The sequence below is a fragment of the Rhizobium sp. RU33A genome (assembly GCF_900156055.1).
Classification (GTDB): Bacteria; Pseudomonadota; Alphaproteobacteria; order Rhizobiales; family Rhizobiaceae; genus Allorhizobium.
In genome coordinates this window covers 952,400-971,826 of sequence record NZ_FTMQ01000002.1, presented here as the reverse complement: position 1 = coordinate 971,826, position 19,427 = coordinate 952,400, and the positions used below count along the sequence as shown (strand labels likewise).

At 61.8% G+C, this 19,427-nt stretch carries 22 protein-coding genes; 11 read left to right on the top strand and 11 right to left on the bottom strand.

What is annotated here, in order from left to right; genetic code table 11:
• Positions 1 to 146: 146 nt before the first annotated feature.
• Complete coding sequence (locus tag BW978_RS10600) at positions 147 to 1,415, bottom strand: amidohydrolase family protein (protein ID WP_076394775.1); 1,269 nt, start codon at positions 1,413 to 1,415, stop codon at positions 147 to 149.
• A 79-nt stretch (positions 1,416 to 1,494) separates the two neighbouring features.
• On the opposite strand from BW978_RS10600, the gene BW978_RS10595 reads away from it, so the two are divergent.
• A complete protein-coding gene (locus BW978_RS10595; protein WP_076394773.1) occupies positions 1,495 to 1,896 on the top strand; it encodes a hypothetical protein in 402 nt (133 codons plus the stop codon).
• A gap of 20 nt (positions 1,897 to 1,916) precedes the next feature.
• On the opposite strand, the gene BW978_RS10590 is transcribed toward BW978_RS10595, so the two are convergent.
• Positions 1,917 to 2,621, bottom strand: a complete 705-nt coding sequence (locus tag BW978_RS10590) for a GntR family transcriptional regulator (protein WP_076394771.1) — start codon at positions 2,619 to 2,621, stop codon at positions 1,917 to 1,919.
• 221 nt (positions 2,622 to 2,842) lie between these two features.
• Between BW978_RS10590 and BW978_RS10585 the strand changes: the two genes are divergently transcribed.
• From BW978_RS10585 to BW978_RS10565, 5 genes are all read left to right on the top strand, one after another.
• A complete protein-coding gene (locus BW978_RS10585; RefSeq protein WP_076394769.1) occupies positions 2,843 to 3,679 on the top strand; it encodes an ABC transporter ATP-binding protein in 837 nt (278 codons plus the stop codon).
• A 1-nt stretch (position 3,680) separates the two neighbouring features.
• A complete protein-coding gene (locus BW978_RS10580) occupies positions 3,681 to 4,457 on the top strand; it encodes an ABC transporter permease (protein WP_076394767.1) in 777 nt (258 codons plus the stop codon).
• 23 nt (positions 4,458 to 4,480) lie between these two features.
• A complete protein-coding gene (locus BW978_RS10575) occupies positions 4,481 to 5,503 on the top strand; it encodes an ABC transporter substrate-binding protein (RefSeq protein ID WP_076394765.1) in 1,023 nt (340 codons plus the stop codon).
• A gap of 95 nt (positions 5,504 to 5,598) precedes the next feature.
• A complete protein-coding gene (locus BW978_RS10570; RefSeq protein WP_076394763.1) occupies positions 5,599 to 7,167 on the top strand; it encodes a gamma-glutamyltransferase family protein in 1,569 nt (522 codons plus the stop codon).
• Positions 7,164 to 8,615, top strand: a complete 1,452-nt coding sequence (locus BW978_RS10565; RefSeq protein ID WP_076394761.1) for an amidohydrolase family protein — start codon at positions 7,164 to 7,166, stop codon at positions 8,613 to 8,615. Before BW978_RS10570 ends, BW978_RS10565 begins: the two co-directional genes overlap by 4 nt.
• Before the next feature lie 248 nt (positions 8,616 to 8,863).
• Here BW978_RS10565 and BW978_RS10560 read toward each other — a convergent pair whose 3' ends face one another.
• From BW978_RS10560 to BW978_RS10540, 5 genes are all read right to left on the bottom strand, one after another.
• Positions 8,864 to 9,235 carry a hypothetical protein gene (locus BW978_RS10560; protein WP_076394759.1) on the bottom strand — a complete coding sequence of 124 codons (372 nt, stop codon included), beginning with the start codon at positions 9,233 to 9,235 and terminating at the stop codon, positions 8,864 to 8,866.
• 147 nt (positions 9,236 to 9,382) lie between these two features.
• Positions 9,383 to 9,703 (bottom strand): ATPase inhibitor subunit zeta, encoded by a 321-nt coding sequence (locus BW978_RS10555; protein WP_076394757.1) that lies wholly within the window; start codon positions 9,701 to 9,703, stop codon positions 9,383 to 9,385.
• Between the two features lie 27 nt (positions 9,704 to 9,730).
• Positions 9,731 to 10,033 (bottom strand): hypothetical protein, encoded by a 303-nt coding sequence (locus tag BW978_RS10550; RefSeq protein ID WP_076394755.1) that lies wholly within the window; start codon positions 10,031 to 10,033, stop codon positions 9,731 to 9,733.
• 409 nt (positions 10,034 to 10,442) lie between these two features.
• Positions 10,443 to 10,796 (bottom strand): hypothetical protein, encoded by a 354-nt coding sequence (locus BW978_RS10545; RefSeq protein ID WP_175616872.1) that lies wholly within the window; start codon positions 10,794 to 10,796, stop codon positions 10,443 to 10,445.
• A 162-nt stretch (positions 10,797 to 10,958) separates the two neighbouring features.
• Positions 10,959 to 11,375 carry a secondary thiamine-phosphate synthase enzyme YjbQ gene (locus BW978_RS10540; RefSeq protein WP_076394751.1) on the bottom strand — a complete coding sequence of 139 codons (417 nt, stop codon included), beginning with the start codon at positions 11,373 to 11,375 and terminating at the stop codon, positions 10,959 to 10,961.
• Positions 11,376 to 11,479: 104 nt separating this feature from the next.
• On the opposite strand from BW978_RS10540, the gene BW978_RS10535 reads away from it, so the two are divergent.
• Complete coding sequence (locus BW978_RS10535) at positions 11,480 to 11,941, top strand: heme-degrading domain-containing protein (RefSeq protein ID WP_076394749.1); 462 nt, start codon at positions 11,480 to 11,482, stop codon at positions 11,939 to 11,941.
• 12 nt (positions 11,942 to 11,953) lie between these two features.
• Here the strand turns inward: BW978_RS10535 and BW978_RS10530 are convergent, their stop codons facing one another.
• Both BW978_RS10530 and BW978_RS10525 read right to left on the bottom strand, forming a co-directional pair.
• On the bottom strand, positions 11,954 to 12,334 hold the full coding sequence (locus BW978_RS10530) for a YybH family protein (protein WP_076394747.1): 381 nt from the start codon (positions 12,332 to 12,334) through the stop codon (positions 11,954 to 11,956).
• A 74-nt stretch (positions 12,335 to 12,408) separates the two neighbouring features.
• On the bottom strand, positions 12,409 to 13,311 hold the full coding sequence (locus BW978_RS10525) for a LysR family transcriptional regulator ArgP (protein ID WP_175616868.1): 903 nt from the start codon (positions 13,309 to 13,311) through the stop codon (positions 12,409 to 12,411).
• 89 nt (positions 13,312 to 13,400) lie between these two features.
• On the opposite strand from BW978_RS10525, the gene BW978_RS10520 reads away from it, so the two are divergent.
• Positions 13,401 to 14,000 (top strand): LysE/ArgO family amino acid transporter, encoded by a 600-nt coding sequence (locus BW978_RS10520; protein ID WP_076394743.1) that lies wholly within the window; start codon positions 13,401 to 13,403, stop codon positions 13,998 to 14,000.
• A gap of 75 nt (positions 14,001 to 14,075) precedes the next feature.
• The gene (locus tag BW978_RS10515; RefSeq protein ID WP_076394741.1) at positions 14,076 to 15,224 is read left to right on the top strand and encodes an amidohydrolase; all 1,149 of its coding nucleotides are present in this window, start codon (positions 14,076 to 14,078) and stop codon (positions 15,222 to 15,224) included.
• A gap of 11 nt (positions 15,225 to 15,235) precedes the next feature.
• Here the strand turns inward: BW978_RS10515 and BW978_RS10510 are convergent, their stop codons facing one another.
• Positions 15,236 to 16,294: a DUF930 domain-containing protein gene (locus tag BW978_RS10510; protein WP_076394739.1), complete on the bottom strand. Its 1,059-nt coding sequence runs from the start codon at positions 16,292 to 16,294 to the stop codon at positions 15,236 to 15,238.
• A 146-nt stretch (positions 16,295 to 16,440) separates the two neighbouring features.
• On the opposite strand from BW978_RS10510, the gene BW978_RS10505 reads away from it, so the two are divergent.
• Together BW978_RS10505 and BW978_RS10500 are read left to right on the top strand one after the other, a co-directional pair.
• Positions 16,441 to 16,674 (top strand): type II toxin-antitoxin system Phd/YefM family antitoxin, encoded by a 234-nt coding sequence (locus BW978_RS10505; RefSeq protein ID WP_069043746.1) that lies wholly within the window; start codon positions 16,441 to 16,443, stop codon positions 16,672 to 16,674.
• On the top strand, positions 16,674 to 17,096 hold the full coding sequence (locus tag BW978_RS10500) for a type II toxin-antitoxin system VapC family toxin (RefSeq protein ID WP_076394737.1): 423 nt from the start codon (positions 16,674 to 16,676) through the stop codon (positions 17,094 to 17,096). The genes BW978_RS10505 and BW978_RS10500 overlap by 1 nt, the downstream gene beginning before the upstream one ends.
• 62 nt (positions 17,097 to 17,158) lie before the next feature.
• Here BW978_RS10500 and rpoD read toward each other — a convergent pair whose 3' ends face one another.
• Complete coding sequence (rpoD, locus tag BW978_RS10495) at positions 17,159 to 19,222, bottom strand: RNA polymerase sigma factor RpoD (protein WP_076394735.1); 2,064 nt, start codon at positions 19,220 to 19,222, stop codon at positions 17,159 to 17,161.
• Positions 19,223 to 19,427 lie beyond the last annotated feature (205 nt).

Below are 19,427 nucleotides of genomic sequence, written 5' to 3'. Positions count from 1 at the left end.
CAGCAAGGGCGACGCCCATTATCACATGGGCCCTTCCTGACTGCCTACACGGCAGTCAGGGGGGCTCTCCGGAAACTCCGAGGCTCGGCTTGAACGAGCTGCGCTGGGATCCTCGACCGCGCCGGCGGTAGCGTGCGCCAACAATTTTAGACTGTGGGATCGCCGCTCGCCGACCATGACAGAATTTCGGCCCGGCGCTCGAAGGTCTTCCTGCCTTTCTTGAAACCCATCAAGACGGGAGCAATGCTGCCGAAAGCCTCGTCTTCATCTGTCGCATCGTGAACGATCAGGTCTGCGAAGTGGCCGGGCGCAAGGCCGTAGCCGTCGATACGCATCAGACGGGCGGCGTCTTGCGTGATCAAACCCAGGCATTGGGAGAAGCCTTCGGGTCCAATGTGCATGAGATTTGCGTAGAGATTGGCCATACGCAGCAAGGAGCAATCGCCGTAAGGCGTGAAGGGATTCATGACGTTATTCGTCGCAATAGATGTCGTGATGCCTAGCTCAGCCAACACATGCACGGGCGCCACTCCGCGCGGCGCACGAAACCCCTTGTCGCGCCCGTTGAGATAGAGATCTGTCGAAGGCAGGGCCGTGACCGCAACGCCGGCGGCCCTTAACAGGGCTACATGCCGCTCGAATGCCGTCTCCTCCATTGCGGCCAGTTTGGTGACATGGCCGATCGCCACCCGCCCCTGCCAACCCCTGGCTTCCGTCAAGCGACAGATGTCATCCATATGGGTCCAGCTCGGATCGAGATCGAAATCAAGGTGGAAATCGAGATCGACGTCATGGCTCACTGCCATGTCAAACAGACGCTCCATATGCGCAGCAGGGTCGCTGTCCGTATAGGGACATCCGCCGAGGAGATCCGCGCCACTGTCCAGCGCTCTCTCAAGCAGCGCCTCGGTACCGGGATCATTAAACAGGCCCTCCTGCGGAAAGACACAGATAGAAAGGTCGATGGCGAAGGCATAGTCGCGCTTCAGGCGCTGGATCGCAGCAAGGCTTCGCAGACCCACACGCGGATCGATCTCCACATGCGTGCGCATATGCATGGTGCCTTGCAGGATAGCCATTTCGATGGTTCGGGCACCACGGCGATAGACATCTTCTTCCGTGAAGTCCTGCTTCAGCCGCGACACTGCCGCAACGGCGCCTTTCAACCCTCCCCCAACACCCCTGCAGCATGCAAGAAGACAGGATTTGTCCAGATGGACATGGGTGTCGACGAAACCCGGCAAAACGAGACGGCCACCGACATCCTCTACTAGATGAGCCTTAGCTTCGCCGCGCTGCGCAACAGGAATGATCGCGGCAATGCGCCCATCACGGATGCCGATGTCCGTCAGGGCCACGCTCCCCTGCAGGGCAGCGTTGCGGATAAGGGTATCGAAGGCGGGAATGGAACTCATGCTTGAAGCCAAAATAGGAATTGAATAGAGTAACTGTATGCAGTTTAATGTCGATCATGGCAACAGACGGGGATAAAAAATGAACGACATTGCGCAGCGCGACCTGCAGGCAGTCAAAGATTACCTGGAGGCCTCCATGGCGCCAGACCCCGTACGGGCAGCCCGATATGTCGATGCAAGCTTCGTCTGCAGGTTCACAGGCAACCGGGTGTTCGATAGCCCAAGCGGTCCCACAGGCTTCAACGCCTCCCGCTACAAATGGGTAAAGAAGCGCATCGAGCGCTATGACGTTGTGCCCGGCGACGGTGAGACGATCATCTACAGCCTCGGCTACCTCTACGGTGAATGGCCGGATGGCCGAGGCTTCGACAACAATCGCTATGTCGACCGCTTCGTCGTGCGCCACGGGCTCATCGTCGAGACCGACGTGTGGAACGACAGCGCCGAATGGATCCTCGACCCCTCCTGCGCTCGACAATGAGATCGCCGCTTAAGACAGTTTCAATCGGCGTAGGGCGCAAGGATATTCATCAGATCTCGGCTTCTGGCGCCTGAGCTTTGCAACAGCGCCCGGGATGCGACAGCCTCCAGATGTTCATCCATCAACGTGCAGGCCCGCTCGGCGGGTCCCTGCTGGATGGCGTCGATCAACTCCAGATGCTCGCTGACGGCGCAGTCGGAGGAATGAGGACGCGCAAAGGCGGACAGGGACAGGCCGGCGCGGTAGCAGATCTCAGTCACGTAGCGAATGAGTATTGGCTTGCCAGTCATCTCCGCAAGCCGGACATGGAATTCTGTCGCGAGGCGGATTGATGTGCCTTCTGCGCCATGGCGCGCTTCATGCTCTGCCTCAACGATCGCCTTCAACTGTTTGACTTGCGTGTCCGTCAGCTTACCCGCGAGATGACGCACCACCTGACGTTCAAGGTCGACCCGGATGTCGAAAATGTCTCTGGCATCCTCGAAGGAAGGTGTCGCCACGACGGCGATCCGATTACGCCTCAGATCCACCAGACCTTCGGCTGCCAGCTGACCAAGCGCGTGCCTGGCGATCGTGCGGCTGACACCAAAACGTTCACCAAGTGCATCTTCGGGCAACCGGTCGCCCGGCAAAAGCGCGCGTTCGATGATGGCCGTGCGCAGAGCATGGCAAATGCCCTGGACGCGATCGATTTCGCTCCGCGGCCGACGCTTCTCAGATGCCATGACAAGTTCCCTTCATGCCGCTCTGGATAATCCACCGACGCCGCTTTTTCAACTCGCATCAATGCCGCGACAGCAAGCAAACTGCACAAATTAATTGCATGCACTTTTCGTATGGACATTTCGTGTCGTTGAAACCGCCTTGATTCCTACCTTCCGTCTCCCGTGTGCCCGTCTGGCACGCCCATTGCATACACCTCTCGCAGCAACTGAAGGTGAGGTGCATGATCGATTATTCAGAAACGAGAGACAGACATCCTGTGGCGGTAGAGCTGTCGCAGGCGGCTGTATCCTTTGGCCGCGGAGAAAGAGCAGTTGCGGCCTTGCAGGAAACGAGCCTCAAGATTGCCGAGGGCGAGTTCCTCGCGCTCGTCGGCCCGTCCGGCTGCGGCAAGTCTACTATTCTGAAACTGGCCTCCGGCCTGTTGCAGCCGAGCAGCGGTGCGGTGATCGTCGGCGGCAAGGAAGTCAGCGCCAAGGCTCTGCGCATCGGCATGGCCTTCCAGAACCCAACGCTCCTTCCCTGGCTGACCATCGAACGCAACGTCATGCTGCCTTTGAAGATCGTGCGCCCGTTCCGCTCGCAGTACCGCTCCAAGAAGAATACGGAGTACCGCGATCGCGTCCACACCCTTCTGGCGGACGTCGGGCTACAGCGCTTCGCAAACCACTACCCCTGGCAGCTGTCCGGGGGCATGTTGCAGCGCGCCAATCTTTGTCGTGCCCTGGTCCATGAACCGAGCCTTCTCCTGCTCGACGAACCCTTCGGGGCGCTCGACCAGTTCACCCGCGAGGAGCTCTGGGCGACGATGCAGTCGCTCTGGATGAAGCGCAAACCGACGGTTCTGCTGGTGACGCATGACCTCAAGGAAGCCGGCTTTCTGGCATCGCGCATCTGCGTGATGAGCGCCCGCCCTGGCAGGATCATCGACGACAGCACCGTCGACTTCGCCCGCCCCCGCACGGTCCCAATGACCTTCGAGCCGGAATTCACGGCGCTTAACCAGCGCCTGCGCGAGCTGATTATCGATGCCCGCACCGACGTCGCCGAGGAGGCCTGAGATGTCCTACACCATTCGCCGCCGCTTCTGGGCAGCATTCCTGATCTTCGCCTTCTTCGGCCTCTGGGAAATCCTCTGCATCGCGTTGCAGGTTTCCGACCTCGTCCTGCCCCGCCCCTCGCAGGTCATGGCGACGCTGGTGGACCGTTTCGATGTCCTCTGGCCGCATATCCTGCAGACACTATGGACGACGATGGTGGGCTTCCTCCTCGGCGTCACGGTCGGCCTGCTGATCGGGGCTTGTATCGGCACCTCCAGGATTGCCTATGATACGGCCTATCCCCTGCTGATCGGCTTTTCCTCGATCCCCAAGGTGGCCGTCGTTCCGATCTTCGTTCTCTGGTTCGGATCCGGTTCCGTGCCGGCGATCCTGACGGCGCTGGCCATGTGCTTCTTCCCGATCGTCGTCAACATCGCGACAGGGCTGGCCACCACCGAGCCTGAACTTGAGGACGTCCTGAAGTCGATGGGCGCCAGCAAGCTGGACATTCTGTGGAATGTCGGGCTGCCGCGCACCATGCCCTTCTTCTTTGCCTCTCTGAAAATCGCCGCGACCTTTGCCTTTGTCGGCTCCGTCCTGTCGGAGACCGTCGCCTCCAATCGCGGCATCGGCAATGTGATGATGACGGCATCCTCGAATTTCGACGTGCCGCTGGTCTTTGCGGGACTGTTCATTCTCGCAGTGCTCGGCGTGCTTCTCTACGCCGCCTTCTCTCTCGTCGAAATGCGTGTCGCCGGCTGGGCGAACCGCCGCAATGATCTCACCACCACCGCCTGACCCTCGAACAATCGGAGCTCACCATGCTGAAGACATTTCTCTCCACCGTCGCTCTTGGCCTTTGCCTCAACAGCGCGGCGCTAGCCGACACCGCAATCAAGTTCACGCTGGGCTGGAAGACGCAAGGATCGGACGCTGCCTTTCTTCTGGCCAAGGAAGCCGGCTACTTCGAAGCGGAAGGCCTCGACGTGACCATTGACCAGGGCGAAGGCTCGGCAGCCACCGTCACTCGCATCATGTCGGGTACCTATGATGCCGGCTTCGGCGATATCAACGCCATCATCCAGAATGCCGCGACCCGCCCGGATGAAGCGCCTGTGATGGTCTACCAGCTTTGGAACAAGCCACCCTTCGCCATCGTCAGCAAAAAGGAGACCAATATCACCACGCCGGCCGACCTCGTCGGCAAGACGCTCGGTGGAGCGCAGGGAACGCCGACGACCCGCCTGGTCACCGTCCTGGCCACCCTCAACAAGGTCGACATGGCCCAGGTCAGGATCGACAACATGGGTCCGAACCTGCAGGAACCCATGCTGATCAAAGGCGATATCGACGGTGCACTGGTGTTCAACATCACCAGCTGGTTCAACCTGATCAACAACCGCCAGGATCCCGCAAAGGACTATAACTGGCTGCTGTTCGGTGATCACGGCCTCGACCTCTACTCGAACGGCCTTATGGTGTCGCAGAAGCTGATTGCCGAGAACCCTCAGGCGGTCGCCGGCCTGGTCCGCGCGGTCAACAAGGCCGCTATCGAAATCGGGCTCGACACTGAAAAGGGCATGGATTCCGTCGTCGCTTACGACAACCTCGTCAAGCGCGATCTGGAGCACGATCGCCTGGAATTCTCATACGAGAACCTGATCGTCTCCCCGGAAGTCGAAAAGCTCGGACTGGGCGATGTCGATGACAGCCGCCTTGCCCGCTCCATCGACATCGTGGCCGAAGGCTATCAGTTGCCGTCCAAGCCGACGGCCGAGCAGATCTTCGACCGCCAGTTCCTGCCGCCGCTCGAAGAGCGCAAACTCACCTACACGGTCAACTGATCCAATAGCCCGGCCGGCGGCATCCTGCCGCCGGCCCCGAAACCGAACGAGCGATTACAATGCAGCCAACACGTTCCCACCCATTGGAAACAGGCATGGTCGTGAGCCCTCACCCGCTCGCAACGGAGGCCGGCAGGGCCGTGCTGGAACGCGGAGGCAACGCAATCGAAGCGGCAGTCGCAGTAGCCGCAGTGCTCGCGGTGGTCATGCCCCATTTTTGCGGCCTTGGGGGTGATGCCGTCTGGTTGGTCTGCGATCGGGAGGGGCGCCGTCGCTGCTTTCTCGGCATAGGCCAGGCGGCCGCCGGGGTCACTGTTCCCAAAGACGCCATTCCAACCCGTGGCCCGTCATCGATGCTGACTTCTGCCTGCGCGGTTGACAGCTGGGGTCATGCACTCACCTTCAGCGGAGCAAACTGGGCCGGTCAGGAAAGTTTTTCGGACCTGATAGCCCCGGCGATCGAACTGGCAGAGGGCGGCTATGTCCCAAGCCCTTCCCAGGATTTCTGGCTGGATTTTCGCGCTGACGATCATCCCGCATGGCCCGGATTTTCCGAAATCTTCAACCATCGCAGCGACGCGGGGCTCCTGCGTCAACCGGAGTTGGCTGCAAGCCTGCGGTCCCTTGCGAATGACGGATACCGCAGCTTCTACGAGGGGTCCCTAGCGGAAGCGATCGCGGATGGCTTGGCAAAAACAGGATCGCCGCTAAACGCCTCAGATCTGGCTGCCACTCGCACGCGTGAGGTCGATCCGCTGGCGCTGGATTATCGCGGAACGCTGCTGCTTGCCCCGCCACCCCCAACACAGGGCTGCTCGACGCTTGCCATCATGGGCATCCTCTCCCGGTTCGATCTCGCAGAGACGACCCCGGGAACCGCTGCCCGGATCCATCTGCTTGTCGAGGCGACCAAGCAGGCTTTCCTGAAGCGGTCATCGATCGCCGATCCGGATTTCGATACTGGAAAGCATGACCCGGCCGCAGCCATGCTCGAAGCAGGCACGCTCGACGCCGCAGCGGGCAGGATCGATCCCGCATCCGCCATGGCGTGGCCTCATCCGGTCAACAGCGCAGATACCGTCTTCTTTGCCGTTGCAGATCCTCAGGGACGCTGCGCCAGCGTCCTGCAGAGCACATATTTCGATTGGGGCAGTGGCGTGATCGTACCCGGGACAGGCATCCTCTGGCAAAATCGTGGCGCAGCCTTTTCGACTGAACCCGGCCACCCGAATTGCCTGGCGCCCGGCAAGCGCCCCTTCTACACCCTCAACCCGGGCATCGCGATCCGGGACGGCGAACCCTCTCTCCTCTACGGCACGCAGGGTGCCGACGGTCAGCCACAGACGCTGTCCGTGCTGCTGACCAGCCTGATAGACGACGGCATGACGCCCCAAGCGGCGCTGGCCCAGCCACGTTTCCTGCTAGGGCGAACCTTCTCCGACACCCGTGACAGCCTGAAGATCGAGGGATCGCTGCCTCCTGAGGAGGCCGAAGCACTTTCAGCTCTCGGCCATGAAGTCGCGATGCTCCCCGCCCTCTCTCCGATTTTTGGCCAGGCAGGTGTGATCCGCCTGTCCGACGATAGAAATGTGGAAGGTGCCCATGATCCCCGCGGCAACGGCTCAGCGGCTGGTTTCACCTTATCGCGGGAACAGAACCGATGACCCATTCGGGAGAGCTATACGCGAGCCACACGATCGGCGAGCCTCAAGGCCCGCAGAAGGAGCGCCGTATTCGGTGGGAGCACGGCATTATCACGGCCGTGGAAGACGCCGGCGCCTTGACGACAGGGATCCCGCGCACATTGGTGATGCCGGCATTGGCCAATGCACACGATCATGTACGCCCGATGCCAATGTCATCCTTCGGGACCGCCTTTCTGCCTCTCGAGGCATGGTTGCCGAGAACGATCCTTGCGACCCCGCCGGATGCTTACAAGGCCGCCTTGGCGCCGCTCGCGCGGGCGGCCCTTTCCGGCTGCGGTGCGGTCATGGTTCACTACACACGGCCCAGCGGCAAGCTCGACCCTGTCGAAGAAGCCTGCGAAGTCGCACGGGCCGCACGGGACGTCGGCGTCAGGATTGCCTTCGCCCCGGCGCTGAGAGACGAAAATCCGCTCGTCTATGGTGACGAAACGGCGCTCTTCGACAAGCTTCCGGCCAGCACCGCGGCTCTGCTGCGAGAGACCTTTTGCCGGCCACCCCTATCTCCCGAGCGCCTGATCGAAACGACGGAACAGATCGCCGAAGCCATCCAGGGACCGATGGTCGATGTGCAATTCGGACCGGCGGGCGTGCAATGGTGTTCCGACGAACTGCTCCAGGCCATCGCTCGGCGCTCTGCGGACACTGGTCGGAGGGTGCATATGCACCTCCTTGAGACACCATATCAGAGACGATGGGCGGACCTTACCTTCCCGCAAGGGATCGTCAGCTATCTCAAGCACATCGGCCTGCTCTCGCCGCGATTGACTCTGGCGCATTGCGTCCATGCCCGTCCACACGAACTGGACATGATTGCGGAGGCAGGTTGTCGCATCGTCACGAACTCCGGATCCAATCTGCACCTGCGATCCGGCCTCGGACCCGTTGCCGGCGCTTGGCAGCGAGGCTGTCATGTCGCGATCGGCGTGGATGGTCAGGCCTTCGACGAGGACGATGACATGATCCGCGAGATCCGGCTTGCCAATGCCCTGCACGGCGGAACCGGCTTTGCCAAGAACTGGTCGCGACAAGACTTCCTCCTGCAGAGCATTGCTCATGGACGACAGGCGATCGGTTCGCCCGGCACCGGCAGGATCGCGGTCGGAGAACCGGCCGACTTCCTCGAGCTCGACTATGACCGCCTTGATCGCGACAGGATCATGGACGTCGAACCCGTCGACCTGTTCTTTGCGCGCGCAAACGCGCGACATGTCCTGCAGGTGATCGTTGCGGGGAAGACCATTGTCGCGCAGGGACGTCTGCCCGGAATAGACATCGATGCCCTCGAAAACGAGCTGCGCAGTTCCTACCGGCAGTCGGTTCGACGATTTGAAACATTGAATCGCGACTGGCCCCTCATCGAAGCAGCCCTCGCAGAATGGAACCAGGCCTATAGCGGCTGCTGCTAGCTCGCACACAACCGTCGCATGTGAAAAGTGGGACGGGATTAACAGCACGCTTCCGGCAGCGCCCTGTCAGTCGCGACAGGCGGCGATGGCAGACCGGGCAGCATGACCCCGCTTGGTCCAGCTGGGCAGCATGGCCGTTTACATGCGTGGCTACGGCCTCCTGAAACGAGTTGCTGACCGAGCACGGTCAGCAACCGTCAGAGATTGTATTCCGCCCCACCACACTATCCGCCTGGCGAGGGCACCCCTCAGGCGTCCGCCGTCTCCCGAACATCATCGAGAAGGAAATGCACCACGACATGGTGTGTCGAGTAGGGACGGCCGGCGTCGGAGACGCTTTCGACCGTGCCACCGTCGGCGGGGTGCCATTGACTGTAATGGGGATTGTTGACGATCAGGGTGATCGCCTTGCCGCTACGCTGGCCCTGCAGGCGGTAGCGTGCTTCGGCAAGCGGCCAGATGCGTTCGAAGTCCGCCTGTGTCAGGCGCACCTTGAGTGCCTGGCGACGGATCGCCTCGCTATGCGAACCATCCTCGCCCTGGCGGGCGGGGCTGATCAGCGTGACCTCCTCCGCACCATCGAGAAGAGAACTGAATTCCTCCGGCCACATACGTCTCATAACAATGCTCCTCCCCGAGCGTGCTGATGGTGACATGGGGAGTGTAGCGTGTCTTTCGCGGGAAACAACGCCAGATCGGGCAATCACCAAACGACACCTGAACAGCGTCAAGCGATTGCCCATCTGGATAGGCTTGGAACCAGATGCTTATTCGGTGCAGCCGGTGTCCTTCAGCGCCTGGACGTGAAAGCGGCGCAGTGCTGCCTCGATATCAACCTTGCTGATCTGGTGTCCTGCGGTCGCCAGATCCCGCGATAGCCGCGCGATCACGTCGCTGTCGCCTGCCACGACATGATCGACGGCGTGCAGATCCCGGGCGTAGCGCCCGAGGTCGTCGCCGGTAAAGCCGATCAGCGAGCCGGCCCAGTAGCCAGCAAGCAGGTTGCGCCGGGCACGGATACTTCCAAGCCCGTCCTCTTCATGCGGGTGAGCGGATTGGGCGGCATTTTTGACAACGGTCAGTGTCATGGGTTGAAGTTCCTCCTCGGTCATGAATCAGGCCTCCGCATCCGCGGAAATGAGATAGCCGGCGATGGGCGCACAGGCCGGGTTGCCGGCATCGAGCAATTCCGCCGGGCTTGTCAGCCCGGTCGTCACCGATATCGCCGTCGTGGCCGCCCACCACAGATCCCCGCTCGCGCGGTCGACAAGTACGGGGCCGGTGGTCCGAAGACAGTCACCCACCTGGGCGACGACCTGCACAGGCGCCTGCATCTCCTCGAGCCTCTGGCGAATATCCGCCTCGACAGGATCGATGACGAAGGCGGCAAAGAGCGCTGCGATCCATTCGCCGATCATCGGAGAGCCTCCGACCTTACCGACGACTGGGCAAGAGGGCTCGGCAGAGCAATGCGCGGCTTCGGCATGCCCGGGCGCGGATGTACGCCGTCATGCGCCGGGAATCGGCCCGGTGAAATCAGGATGGAGTGGTGGTGTCTCATGGACTGGTCCTTGGACCGGCAGCGGTGTCGAAAAAGGTCCGACATCGCAAGAGCGCCGGAGGCTCTTACCAGAGGGGCCCGGACCAGCGGGTTGACGCTGATATGGCAATCGATTCGGGCGTCTTCAAGGCATCGGGATCGACCGATATGAAAAAATCGGGCCATGCAGCCGGGGTCTTGTCTGGCCCCTTGTTGCATGGCCCGGGCAACGGGCGATCAAGGCTCAAGCGTTCGGGCGAAAGCCGATCGGCACCGCCGCTATGGCGTCAGTGGCGAATGACCGGGCAGCCGCGGACATTGGCGAAGACCATCCGGTCGCGACCGCCGTGGCGGACACCGGCGACCACCACGCGCCGCGGGGTGACATCGGCGACGAAGGCGCGGCGCAGACCGTTCCAGCCCGCCTTTTCAACGGCCTGATGCGGACGGCATTCACCGCCGCGGGGACGATCCCAACCCGGACGGTCCCAACCCGGGCGATGGCCCGGACGATCCCAGCCGGGGCCGCCATGGCGGGGGCCTTCGATGTAGACGCCCCAGCTGTCGGCCGAAGCCGTGCTGGCAAGGCCAGTGGTCGCGATGACCGATACGATGGCTGCGAGACCGATTTTGCGAAGCATGCCGATCATTTTCTCTCTCCTAGAATTGGCGCGACCCGGCGCCTTCGTTTCCATCCCGCCGTTACGAGCGATTGAGGAGAGAGTAGATGCGACTGGCTGAATGCAGTCCGAATCCGTCATTCAGCCACGGTTCACTTTATCTGGCAGAGGCACCCCGCCGTCTCAGACATGCAGGACGACCTCGCGCCTGTGTGGACTATCGCGGTGTTCGAAGAGATAGATCCCCTGCCATGTTCCGAGCAGTAAGCGCCCCTCGGAAAAGGGAACGGAGAGCGACACCGGTAGAAGCGCCGCCTTGATATGCGCTGGCATGTCATCCGGACCTTCATCGCGATGGGTGATGTAATCCATCGACGAATGCGTCGTCGGTGGCACGAGGCGGCGGAAAAAAGCCTTGAGATCCACCTGCACCGAGGGATCGGCATTCTCCTGGATCAGAAGCGAACAGGAGGTGTGGCGCACGAAGACGGTCATGACGCCTTCGTCGACGCCGCTCTCCGCAAGAAATCTGCCGGCGCCATCCGTGAACTCGTAAAGACCCTGTCCGCGGGTGGCGATCACCAGTCGCTGCATTGCCATATCAAACATCCCTTCATGCTTCGCCGGGGAGAACAAGACGCCGCCCCTAGCCTATCCGGACCGCCCTCTATAGTCTCGCGCCGACAAACGGAGGACCGCCCATCATGAGCCTGATCGAAACCATCGAGAGACAGGAAAGCCTGCTCGTTTTCAAGAGCTTCGATGAAAGGGTGGCGCTCGAAATCGGCCAGCGCATCGTCGAATTGGCCCTGTCGCAGAAGGCGCCCGTGGTCATCGACATCCGCACCTCCGACCGCACGCTGTTTCACGCCGCCCTGCCCGGCGCCTCGCCCGACAATGACCATTGGGCGCGCCGCAAGAGCAATGTGACGCTGCGCATGCATAAGGCCTCGCTTCGCGTCGGAGAACTCAACCGCGCCCGTGGCCGCAGCGTGTCCGCAGACATCGGCCTTGATCCTATGGACTATGCCGATCACGGCGGCAGCTTTCCGGTCCGGGTGGAAGGCACCGGCGTCGTCGCCGCAATCACCGTCTCCGGCCTGAAGTCGGAAGAGGATCATGCGATGATCGTGACGGTCTTGGAGGCCTATCTCGGCACCGGCTGAGAAGCGCCTCGCTTAAGGGCGCGTTCCCGCGTACAGGCTGAGCCGCAGGAACAGATCGCTATCGCGCTCAAGCACGAGGACGGCTGGCAGGGCATAGGGGCCCTCGTCGCCGCCTACCCCGCCGTCGGCGTCGCGGCGGTCCGAACCGTTCAGCGTACATTCCACCGCAACGCGAAAGCCTGCAGCGTCCGCCATCACCACATGATCCGACAGTGTGATGCCATGGCGCAGAACATAAGCCGCCAGCGTATCGCGGAAGGATGCATGGCCGATCACCCGGATACCATCCGGCAGGTCGAGCACCGCCTCCTCTTCGAACATCGGGAGAAGCGTATCGAAGTCATGACGATTGAGGGCGTCGATGACGGCAAGTGTCTGTTCTTTCAGGGACATGGGCTTCTCCTTCTTCTCAGAGAAGATAGGCCTGTCAGCGCGGGAAGCAAGGTGCTGCCCCAGCCGCCCTGGCGTCACGGAATTGGACGCAACACACGGGCGGACGCACGGACCACGGCTTCGGTGACCGGTTTCATCGCGCCGGCCACGGAGCGGCTGACATGCCAGTAGAGCGGCACGTCGAGCGGCTTTCCCGGCAAAACTTCCCGTAAACGTCCGTCGGAAAGAGCGGCGCCGGCAAGCAGTTCGGGGTTCATGCCCCAGCCGAGGCCGGCAATGGCTGCATCGACAAAGGCGTGGCTGGAGGGCAGCCAATGCGAGGGACCAGTTGTTGCGACACCCAGCGCCCCCTCCGCCCAGCGGAGCTGGAGCCGGTCCTTGGAGTTGAAGGTGATGACAGGAGCCCGGCCGAGGCTGGCTGCGGTCACCCTATCACCCTCGAACCATTGGGCCATGAACCGAGGGCTTGCGGTCGCCAGATAGCGCAGCGTTCCGAGTGGTCGGCAATCGCATCCCTGGACCGGTTTGGCCGAGCCGCTGATCGCAGCCCTCACCTCGCCGCGCTTCAACCAGTCGGCACTGTGATCCTGATCGTCGATGACGAGATCGAACAAGACGCCCTCGATATCCTGCATGGCAGCCACGAACCAGGTCGCCAGGCTATCGGCATTGACGGCAAGCCGCAGCGTTGGGAAGCCGGCGGCGTTGCCACCTGCTTGAGTGGAAAGCCCGAGATCGCGGCGCACCCCCTGCTCCAGGAGACGCACCTCTTCAGCGTGGCGAAACAGGCGCTCCCCGGCCTCGGTCGCCCGGCATGGCTGCGAGCGGATGACGAGCGATGTGCCGACCTGCTCCTCGAGCTGGCGCAGACGCTGTGAAATTGCCGATTGGGTCACATGCAGCATCTGGGCGGCACGCTCGAAACTGCCCGCCCGAAGAACGGCAGACAGGGCGGCGAGCTGGGAAGGATCAAACATCAGAAACCCTTATCCTGCATTAGACTTATTAGCTGTTCTAATCTGACTAGGGCGCTTAGTCAAAGCGGAATCGCCAACGGGAGTTCGCCATGTTCACTGCCGCCACCGCCGGTTTCCTGCTCGGTCTCAGCCTCATTGTCGCGATCGGCGCGCAGAATGCCTTCATCTTGCGTCAGGGTCTGCGGCGGGAGCATGTGCTGCCGCTTGTCCTGACCTGCGCGATCTCCGATGCAATCCTGATTGCTCTGGGTGTCGCGGGTTTTGCGACGGTTCTGTCACGCCTTGACTGGCTGGAACCGGTGATGCGCTATGGCGGGGCCGCTTTTCTCACCGTCTATGCGCTGCGCAGTGCCCATGCGGCCTGGGTGGGTGGTGCCAGCCTCAGGACGGGCGAAACCACCGCAACGAGCCTCAAGACCGCCTTTCTCACTTGCCTCGCCTTCACCTGGCTCAACCCGCATGTCTATCTCGATACGGTCGTGCTGCTGGGTTCGATCTCGACCCGCTATGCCGGACAGGAGACGGCCTTTGCGCTGGGCGCGATGACCGCGTCCTTCACCTTCTTCTTCAGCCTGGGTTATGGCGCACGCCTGCTTGCCCCTTTGTTCGCCAGGCCCGTCGCCTGGCGTATTCTCGATGGCCTGATCGCCCTCGTCATGGCAGTCATCGCTATCAAGCTGATCCTGTGAACTTGAGCCCGCTTCGACTTGGGCGACGGCCTGCGGTGGTATAGACCGGGTACAGGATGTCATGAGGAGGGGCCGATGTTTCTGACCAACCGCGATGTGATAGAGCTTCAGGCTTTTCGGCACGAGCTGCATCGCCATCCGGAAGTATCGGGCGAAGAGCGGGAGACCGCCCGGCGCGTGGTCGATGCCTTGCAGCCACTCGCACCCTCTGGGATCGTGACGGATCTCGGCGGTCATGGTATCGCCGCCGTCTTCGACAGCGGGCTGACGGGCCCCACGCTTCTCATCCGCGCCGAACTCGATGCCCTGCCGATCGAGGAGAAGTCGCAAGCCTCCCACCGTTCGACGATTGCAGGCAAGGGCCATCTTTGCGGCCATGACGGTCACTCTACCATCCTTCTGGCGCTGGCCCGCGGCCTGTCCCGGCAACCCGTCGGCAAGGGACGCGTGGTGCTGCTCTGGCAGCCTGCAGAAGAAGACGGAAGCGGGGCCGCTGCCGTGCTCGCCGATCCGCGTCTCGATGAAATCCGGCCGGATTTCGCCTATTCCCTGCACAACATGCCGGGCCTTGCCTTCGGCACCGTGGCGCTGAAGAGCGGCCCGGTGAACTGCGCATCCCGCGGCATGAAGATCAGGCTTTCGGGCAAGACCGCCCATGCCTCGCAGCCGGAAACGGGCGTCTCGCCGATGGCGGCGATGTCCCATCTGATGCCGGAACTCACAGCCCTCTCCCATGGCGCACCGCCATCGACGGACTTCACGCTGGCAACAGTCACCCACGCCGCGCTCGGCGAACAGGCCTTCGGCATTGCGCCGGGTAATGCAGAAATCTGGGTGACGTTGAGAACCCTGGTCGACGATCGGATGGCGGATCTCTGCGAAAGGGCGGAAGCACTCGTGACGGAGGCCGCGCGGACCGCCGGGCTGCAGCACGGCATCAGCTATCACGACATCTTCTTCCACTGCGAGAATGCTCCGGAAGCCGTAGCGCATCTGGAAGCGGCTCTGCAGGCGGAGGCGATCCGCTTCGATGAAGGCAACCTGCCCATGCGGGCATCGGAAGATTTCGGCCGTTTGCGCGCCGTCTGCCCCTCGGCGATGTTCTTCCTGGGCGCCGGCGAAAACCACCCTGCCCTGCACAATCCCGACTACGACTATCCGGATGACCTGACCGCAATCGGCGCCCGCATTTTCATGGCGGTCATCCGGAAAGCGCTCGGGTAACCGCGTGTGCCTCAGCTGTCCGGAAAGCCGCGCTCCGCCCATTCCGAGCGCGGAACAGCCTTGCCCACCGACAGCGAGAAGCGCACCACCTCGGTCGCGTCATCATCGACCTCGCAGCGCACGGCGATATTGATCCACGACCCGTCGACATCACGGAAGGCCGCAAGCGGCACGTCGACCACATTGCCCTCCCGCAGGCGCAGGATCGGCAGGAAGTAGGGCACATAGGCCGGCGTCCCATTGCGAAGCTGCTGGCTGAGTTCGGTCCCGCACAGCTGATCCCCGCGCTCCTGACGCGTCAGCCCGGCCATGGCCGTCATCGCCGCCCGATCCCCTGAAATCGCCGAGGAGAAAAGCTCGCTCACCTCCCGCGGCTCAAGCTGTGCCTCGGAGATTGCCGCAACCACGGCAGGGTCGGTCGCTTCGTCCTGGGTGCTGGCTTCGGCCTCGCCTTCCCCCTCGTTGGTCTCCGCAGCAGCCTCCGGCAGCGCTCCATCGAGTGGCGGGGCTTCTGGCAGCGTGATCTCGGGCTGCGCCAGCGTCGGCGCAGCATCGGCGACTTCGTCCGCCTCTTCCTGCGTCTGAGCCTTCTCGGCTGTCTCTGCCTCGGCTTCAGTCCCGCGAGAGAGTTCCGGTCCGCTGTCTGTCTCGCCAAAGCGCACCACCGGCCGCAGCACCGGAATGGGGGCAGATGCTGCGTCGGGCAGTTCTGGTTCGGGCACGGGTGGTTGCTCGACGGGTTCCGGCTGCGGTTCGGGTTCGACTTCCGGTTCCGGTTCCGGTGCTGGCGGCTCAGGCTCCGGCTCGGGCGGTAGCGGCTCGGCCTCAGCCGTTTCCTCGGGCGGAGGCTCCGCCGCCTCAGGCGCGGGCTCTGGTGCAGGCTCCGGCTCGGCCTCCGGTTCAGGCGGCGGCGCAACCAGCGTCACCTCAACTGCCTGTTCTTCAGGCGAAAGCTCGACAGGACTATCGAAACTCAACAGGAAAATGGCCACTGCAAGCCCGTGCAGCAGCAGAGAAAGGGTCAGCCCTCCCCCGAAGCGCCGCCAGCCTGTCGTCTTGGTATCCGTCATGATCCGATCCATAGCGACGATTGCGGCAAATAGGGAGGTTTAATCCAATCCCTGTGCAGAACTTAGCGACGCCAATTCTTTTCTCCGACTGCAGATAGGATTATCATGGCGATAGTTCCAGTAATCCGTGTTTGGGAGCGGCCTGCATGACAACCGTAAGCATTGCGACCGCTAAAGAGCGTCTGAGCGACCTCATCGCAAAAGCCGAACAGGGCGAGACGATCGAGATAGAGCGTCATGGGAAGGCGGTTGCCCGACTCGTGCCTGCCGATCAGGCTCGCGAAGCGATCGATTTCGTATGGCTCGACAGTGTGATCAGGCAGATGCCGCAAACCGACGATAGCGGCATCCGCCGTCTGCGCGACGAAGACCGCTATTGATGGCCTATGTCGACACTTCTGTTCTCGTCGCGCTTCTAACGAACGAGCCAGCAGCGGACCGTGTGTATGCTTGGTTGCGAAATCAGGAACCGGGATCACTCCATATAAGCGGTTGGACCATGACGGAATTCTCGTCAGCCCTGTCTCTTAAACTGCGCATAGGGCAAATCGACATGACGCAGAAGGCACAAGCTCTCGCCGCATTCAATCAACTCGTCACCCGTTCGCTGGTCATGTTGCCAGTGTCTTCATCCGACTACCATGCCGCCGCCAGGCTCTGCGATCGGACCGAATTGGGCCTGCGAGCCGGTGACAGCCTCCACATTGCAATCGCTGTCAGCCATGGTCTCACGGTGGCCACGCTCGACAAGGTTATGGCCACAGCTTGCAGCACGATTGCCCATCCGGTTATTGCGATCTGACAAAAACAAAAAACCCGCCGGATTGCTCCGACGGGTCCTGATGTCAAACATCCATGTCCAAATCAGCTGTCCAGGAAGCTTCTGAGCTTCCGCGACCGGCTCGGATGCTTCAGCTTGCGCAGCGCCTTGGCCTCGATCTGACGGATACGTTCACGGGTAACCGAGAACTGCTGACCGACTTCTTCGAGCGTATGGTCGGTGTTCATGCCGATGCCGAAGCGCATGCGCAAAACGCGTTCTTCACGCGGCGTAAGCGATGCGAGAACGCGGGTCGTCGTCTCGCGCAGGTTCGCCTGGATGGCGGCGTCGATCGGCAGAAGCGCGTTCTTGTCCTCGATGAAGTCGCCGAGGTGGCTATCCTCTTCGTCACCCACGGGGGTTTCGAGCGAGATCGGCTCCTTGGCGATCTTCAGGACCTTGCGGACCTTTTCGAGCGGCATGGCGAGCTTTTCGGCCAGTTCTTCCGGCGTGGGCTCGCGACCGATCTCGTGCAGCATCTGGCGCGAGGTACGAACGATCTTGTTGATCGTTTCGATCATGTGCACCGGAATACGGATCGTGCGGGCCTGGTCGGCGATCGAACGGGTGATCGCCTGACGGATCCACCAGGTCGCATAGGTCGAGAACTTGTAACCACGGCGATACTCGAACTTGTCGACCGCCTTCATCAGGCCGATATTGCCTTCCTGAATGAGGTCGAGGAACTGAAGACCGCGGTTCGTGTACTTCTTGGCGATCGAGATGACGAGACGCAGGTTTGCCTCGACCATTTCCTTCTTGGCGATACGTGCTTCGCGTTCGCCCTTCTGCACCATGGACACGATGCGACGGAACTCGGCGATCGAGATGCCGGTTTCGGTGGCGAGGTTCTGGATTTCGCCACGGATATCGCGGATCGTCTGGTTTTCCTCGCGGGCGAAATCCTTCCAGCCACGCGCCGAAAGATTGGCGATCGACTTCATCCAGTTCGGATCGAGTTCTGCACCCTGGTACTGTTCGAGGAACGAGTCACGCTTGACGCCGTAGCTTTCAGCGAGACGCAGCAGGCGGCCCTCATTCTGCATCAGGCGCTTGGAGATGTCGTAGAGCTGCTCGACGAGGCTGTCGATTCGGTTCTGGTTGAGCGACAGCGACTTGACCGCCGTGACCAACTGATCCTTCAGCTCCTTGTAGCGACGCTCCTGGCCGGATGACAGCGTGCCGGCACAGGCGAGACGTGCCTCCACCTGCTGGTCCTGCAGCTTGCGCAGCTTCTTGTAGGTATCGGCGATGAGGTCGAGGGTCTCCATGACCTGCGGACGCAGTTCCGATTCCATCGCAGCCAGCGACAGGTTCGATTCGTCCTCGTCCTCTTCCTCTTCTTCCTGCGGCAGGCCCTCGCCGCCCATGGCGGTGATGTCGTCGTCGTCGCCGGACGCGGTCTGCGGACGGCGCTTGGCGCGTTCGCGTTCCTTTTCTTCGGCAGCCTTGCGGTCGGCTTCGATCTTTTCAGGAGACTGGAACTGCGGTGCGGCCTTGGCTTCCGGACCGGAATAGGTGGTTTCGAGATCGATGATCTCGCGCAGCAGTGTCGTGCCTTCGTTGAGTTCGTCGCGCCAGATGATCAGCGCCTGGAAGGTCAGCGGGCTCTCACAGAGGCCGGAGATCATCGTCTCGCGGCCAGCCTCGATGCGCTTCGCGATCGCGATTTCGCCTTCGCGCGACAGAAGCTCGACGGAGCCCATTTCGCGCAGATACATGCGCACCGGATCGTCGGTGCGGTCTGTCGGCTCTTTCTTCTTGGCGGTTGCAACAGCCGTGCCGGCCGTCGGCGCCAGTTCGCCGCCTTCGCTCTCGCCTTCTTCCTCGGCGTCGTCTTCCCCGCTCTGGGCTTCATCGACGTCTTCGTCTTCGATGACGTTGATGCCCATGTCGGAAAGCATGGCCATGGTGTCCTCGATCTGCTCGGAGGTCACTTCCTCCGACGGCAGAACCGAGTTCAGTTCATCCATGGTGACATAGCCGCGTTTTTTCGCGGCCTTGATCATCTTTTTGACCGCGTCATCGGAAAGATCGAGAAGCGGACCGTCCGGCGCGCCGTCGCGTTCGCTGTCGGCTTCTTCGTTTTCTTTGACTTTCGATGCCATTTATCTTGTCGCTTTCCCTGACGTCTGATCATGCGGCTTGCCGCCGGAGGAATGGGAGACGAACCACTCACCCGGGCGGATAGCTGTCACTGACCTAACGGAGTGTTGCTTAATTCCTGCTTAACTATGGGCATTGCGGTCGCAGCGCCAAAAACTTGTTTGTCTGCATGACCGGTCATCATACCAGAGATCCGTCCGAACCCAC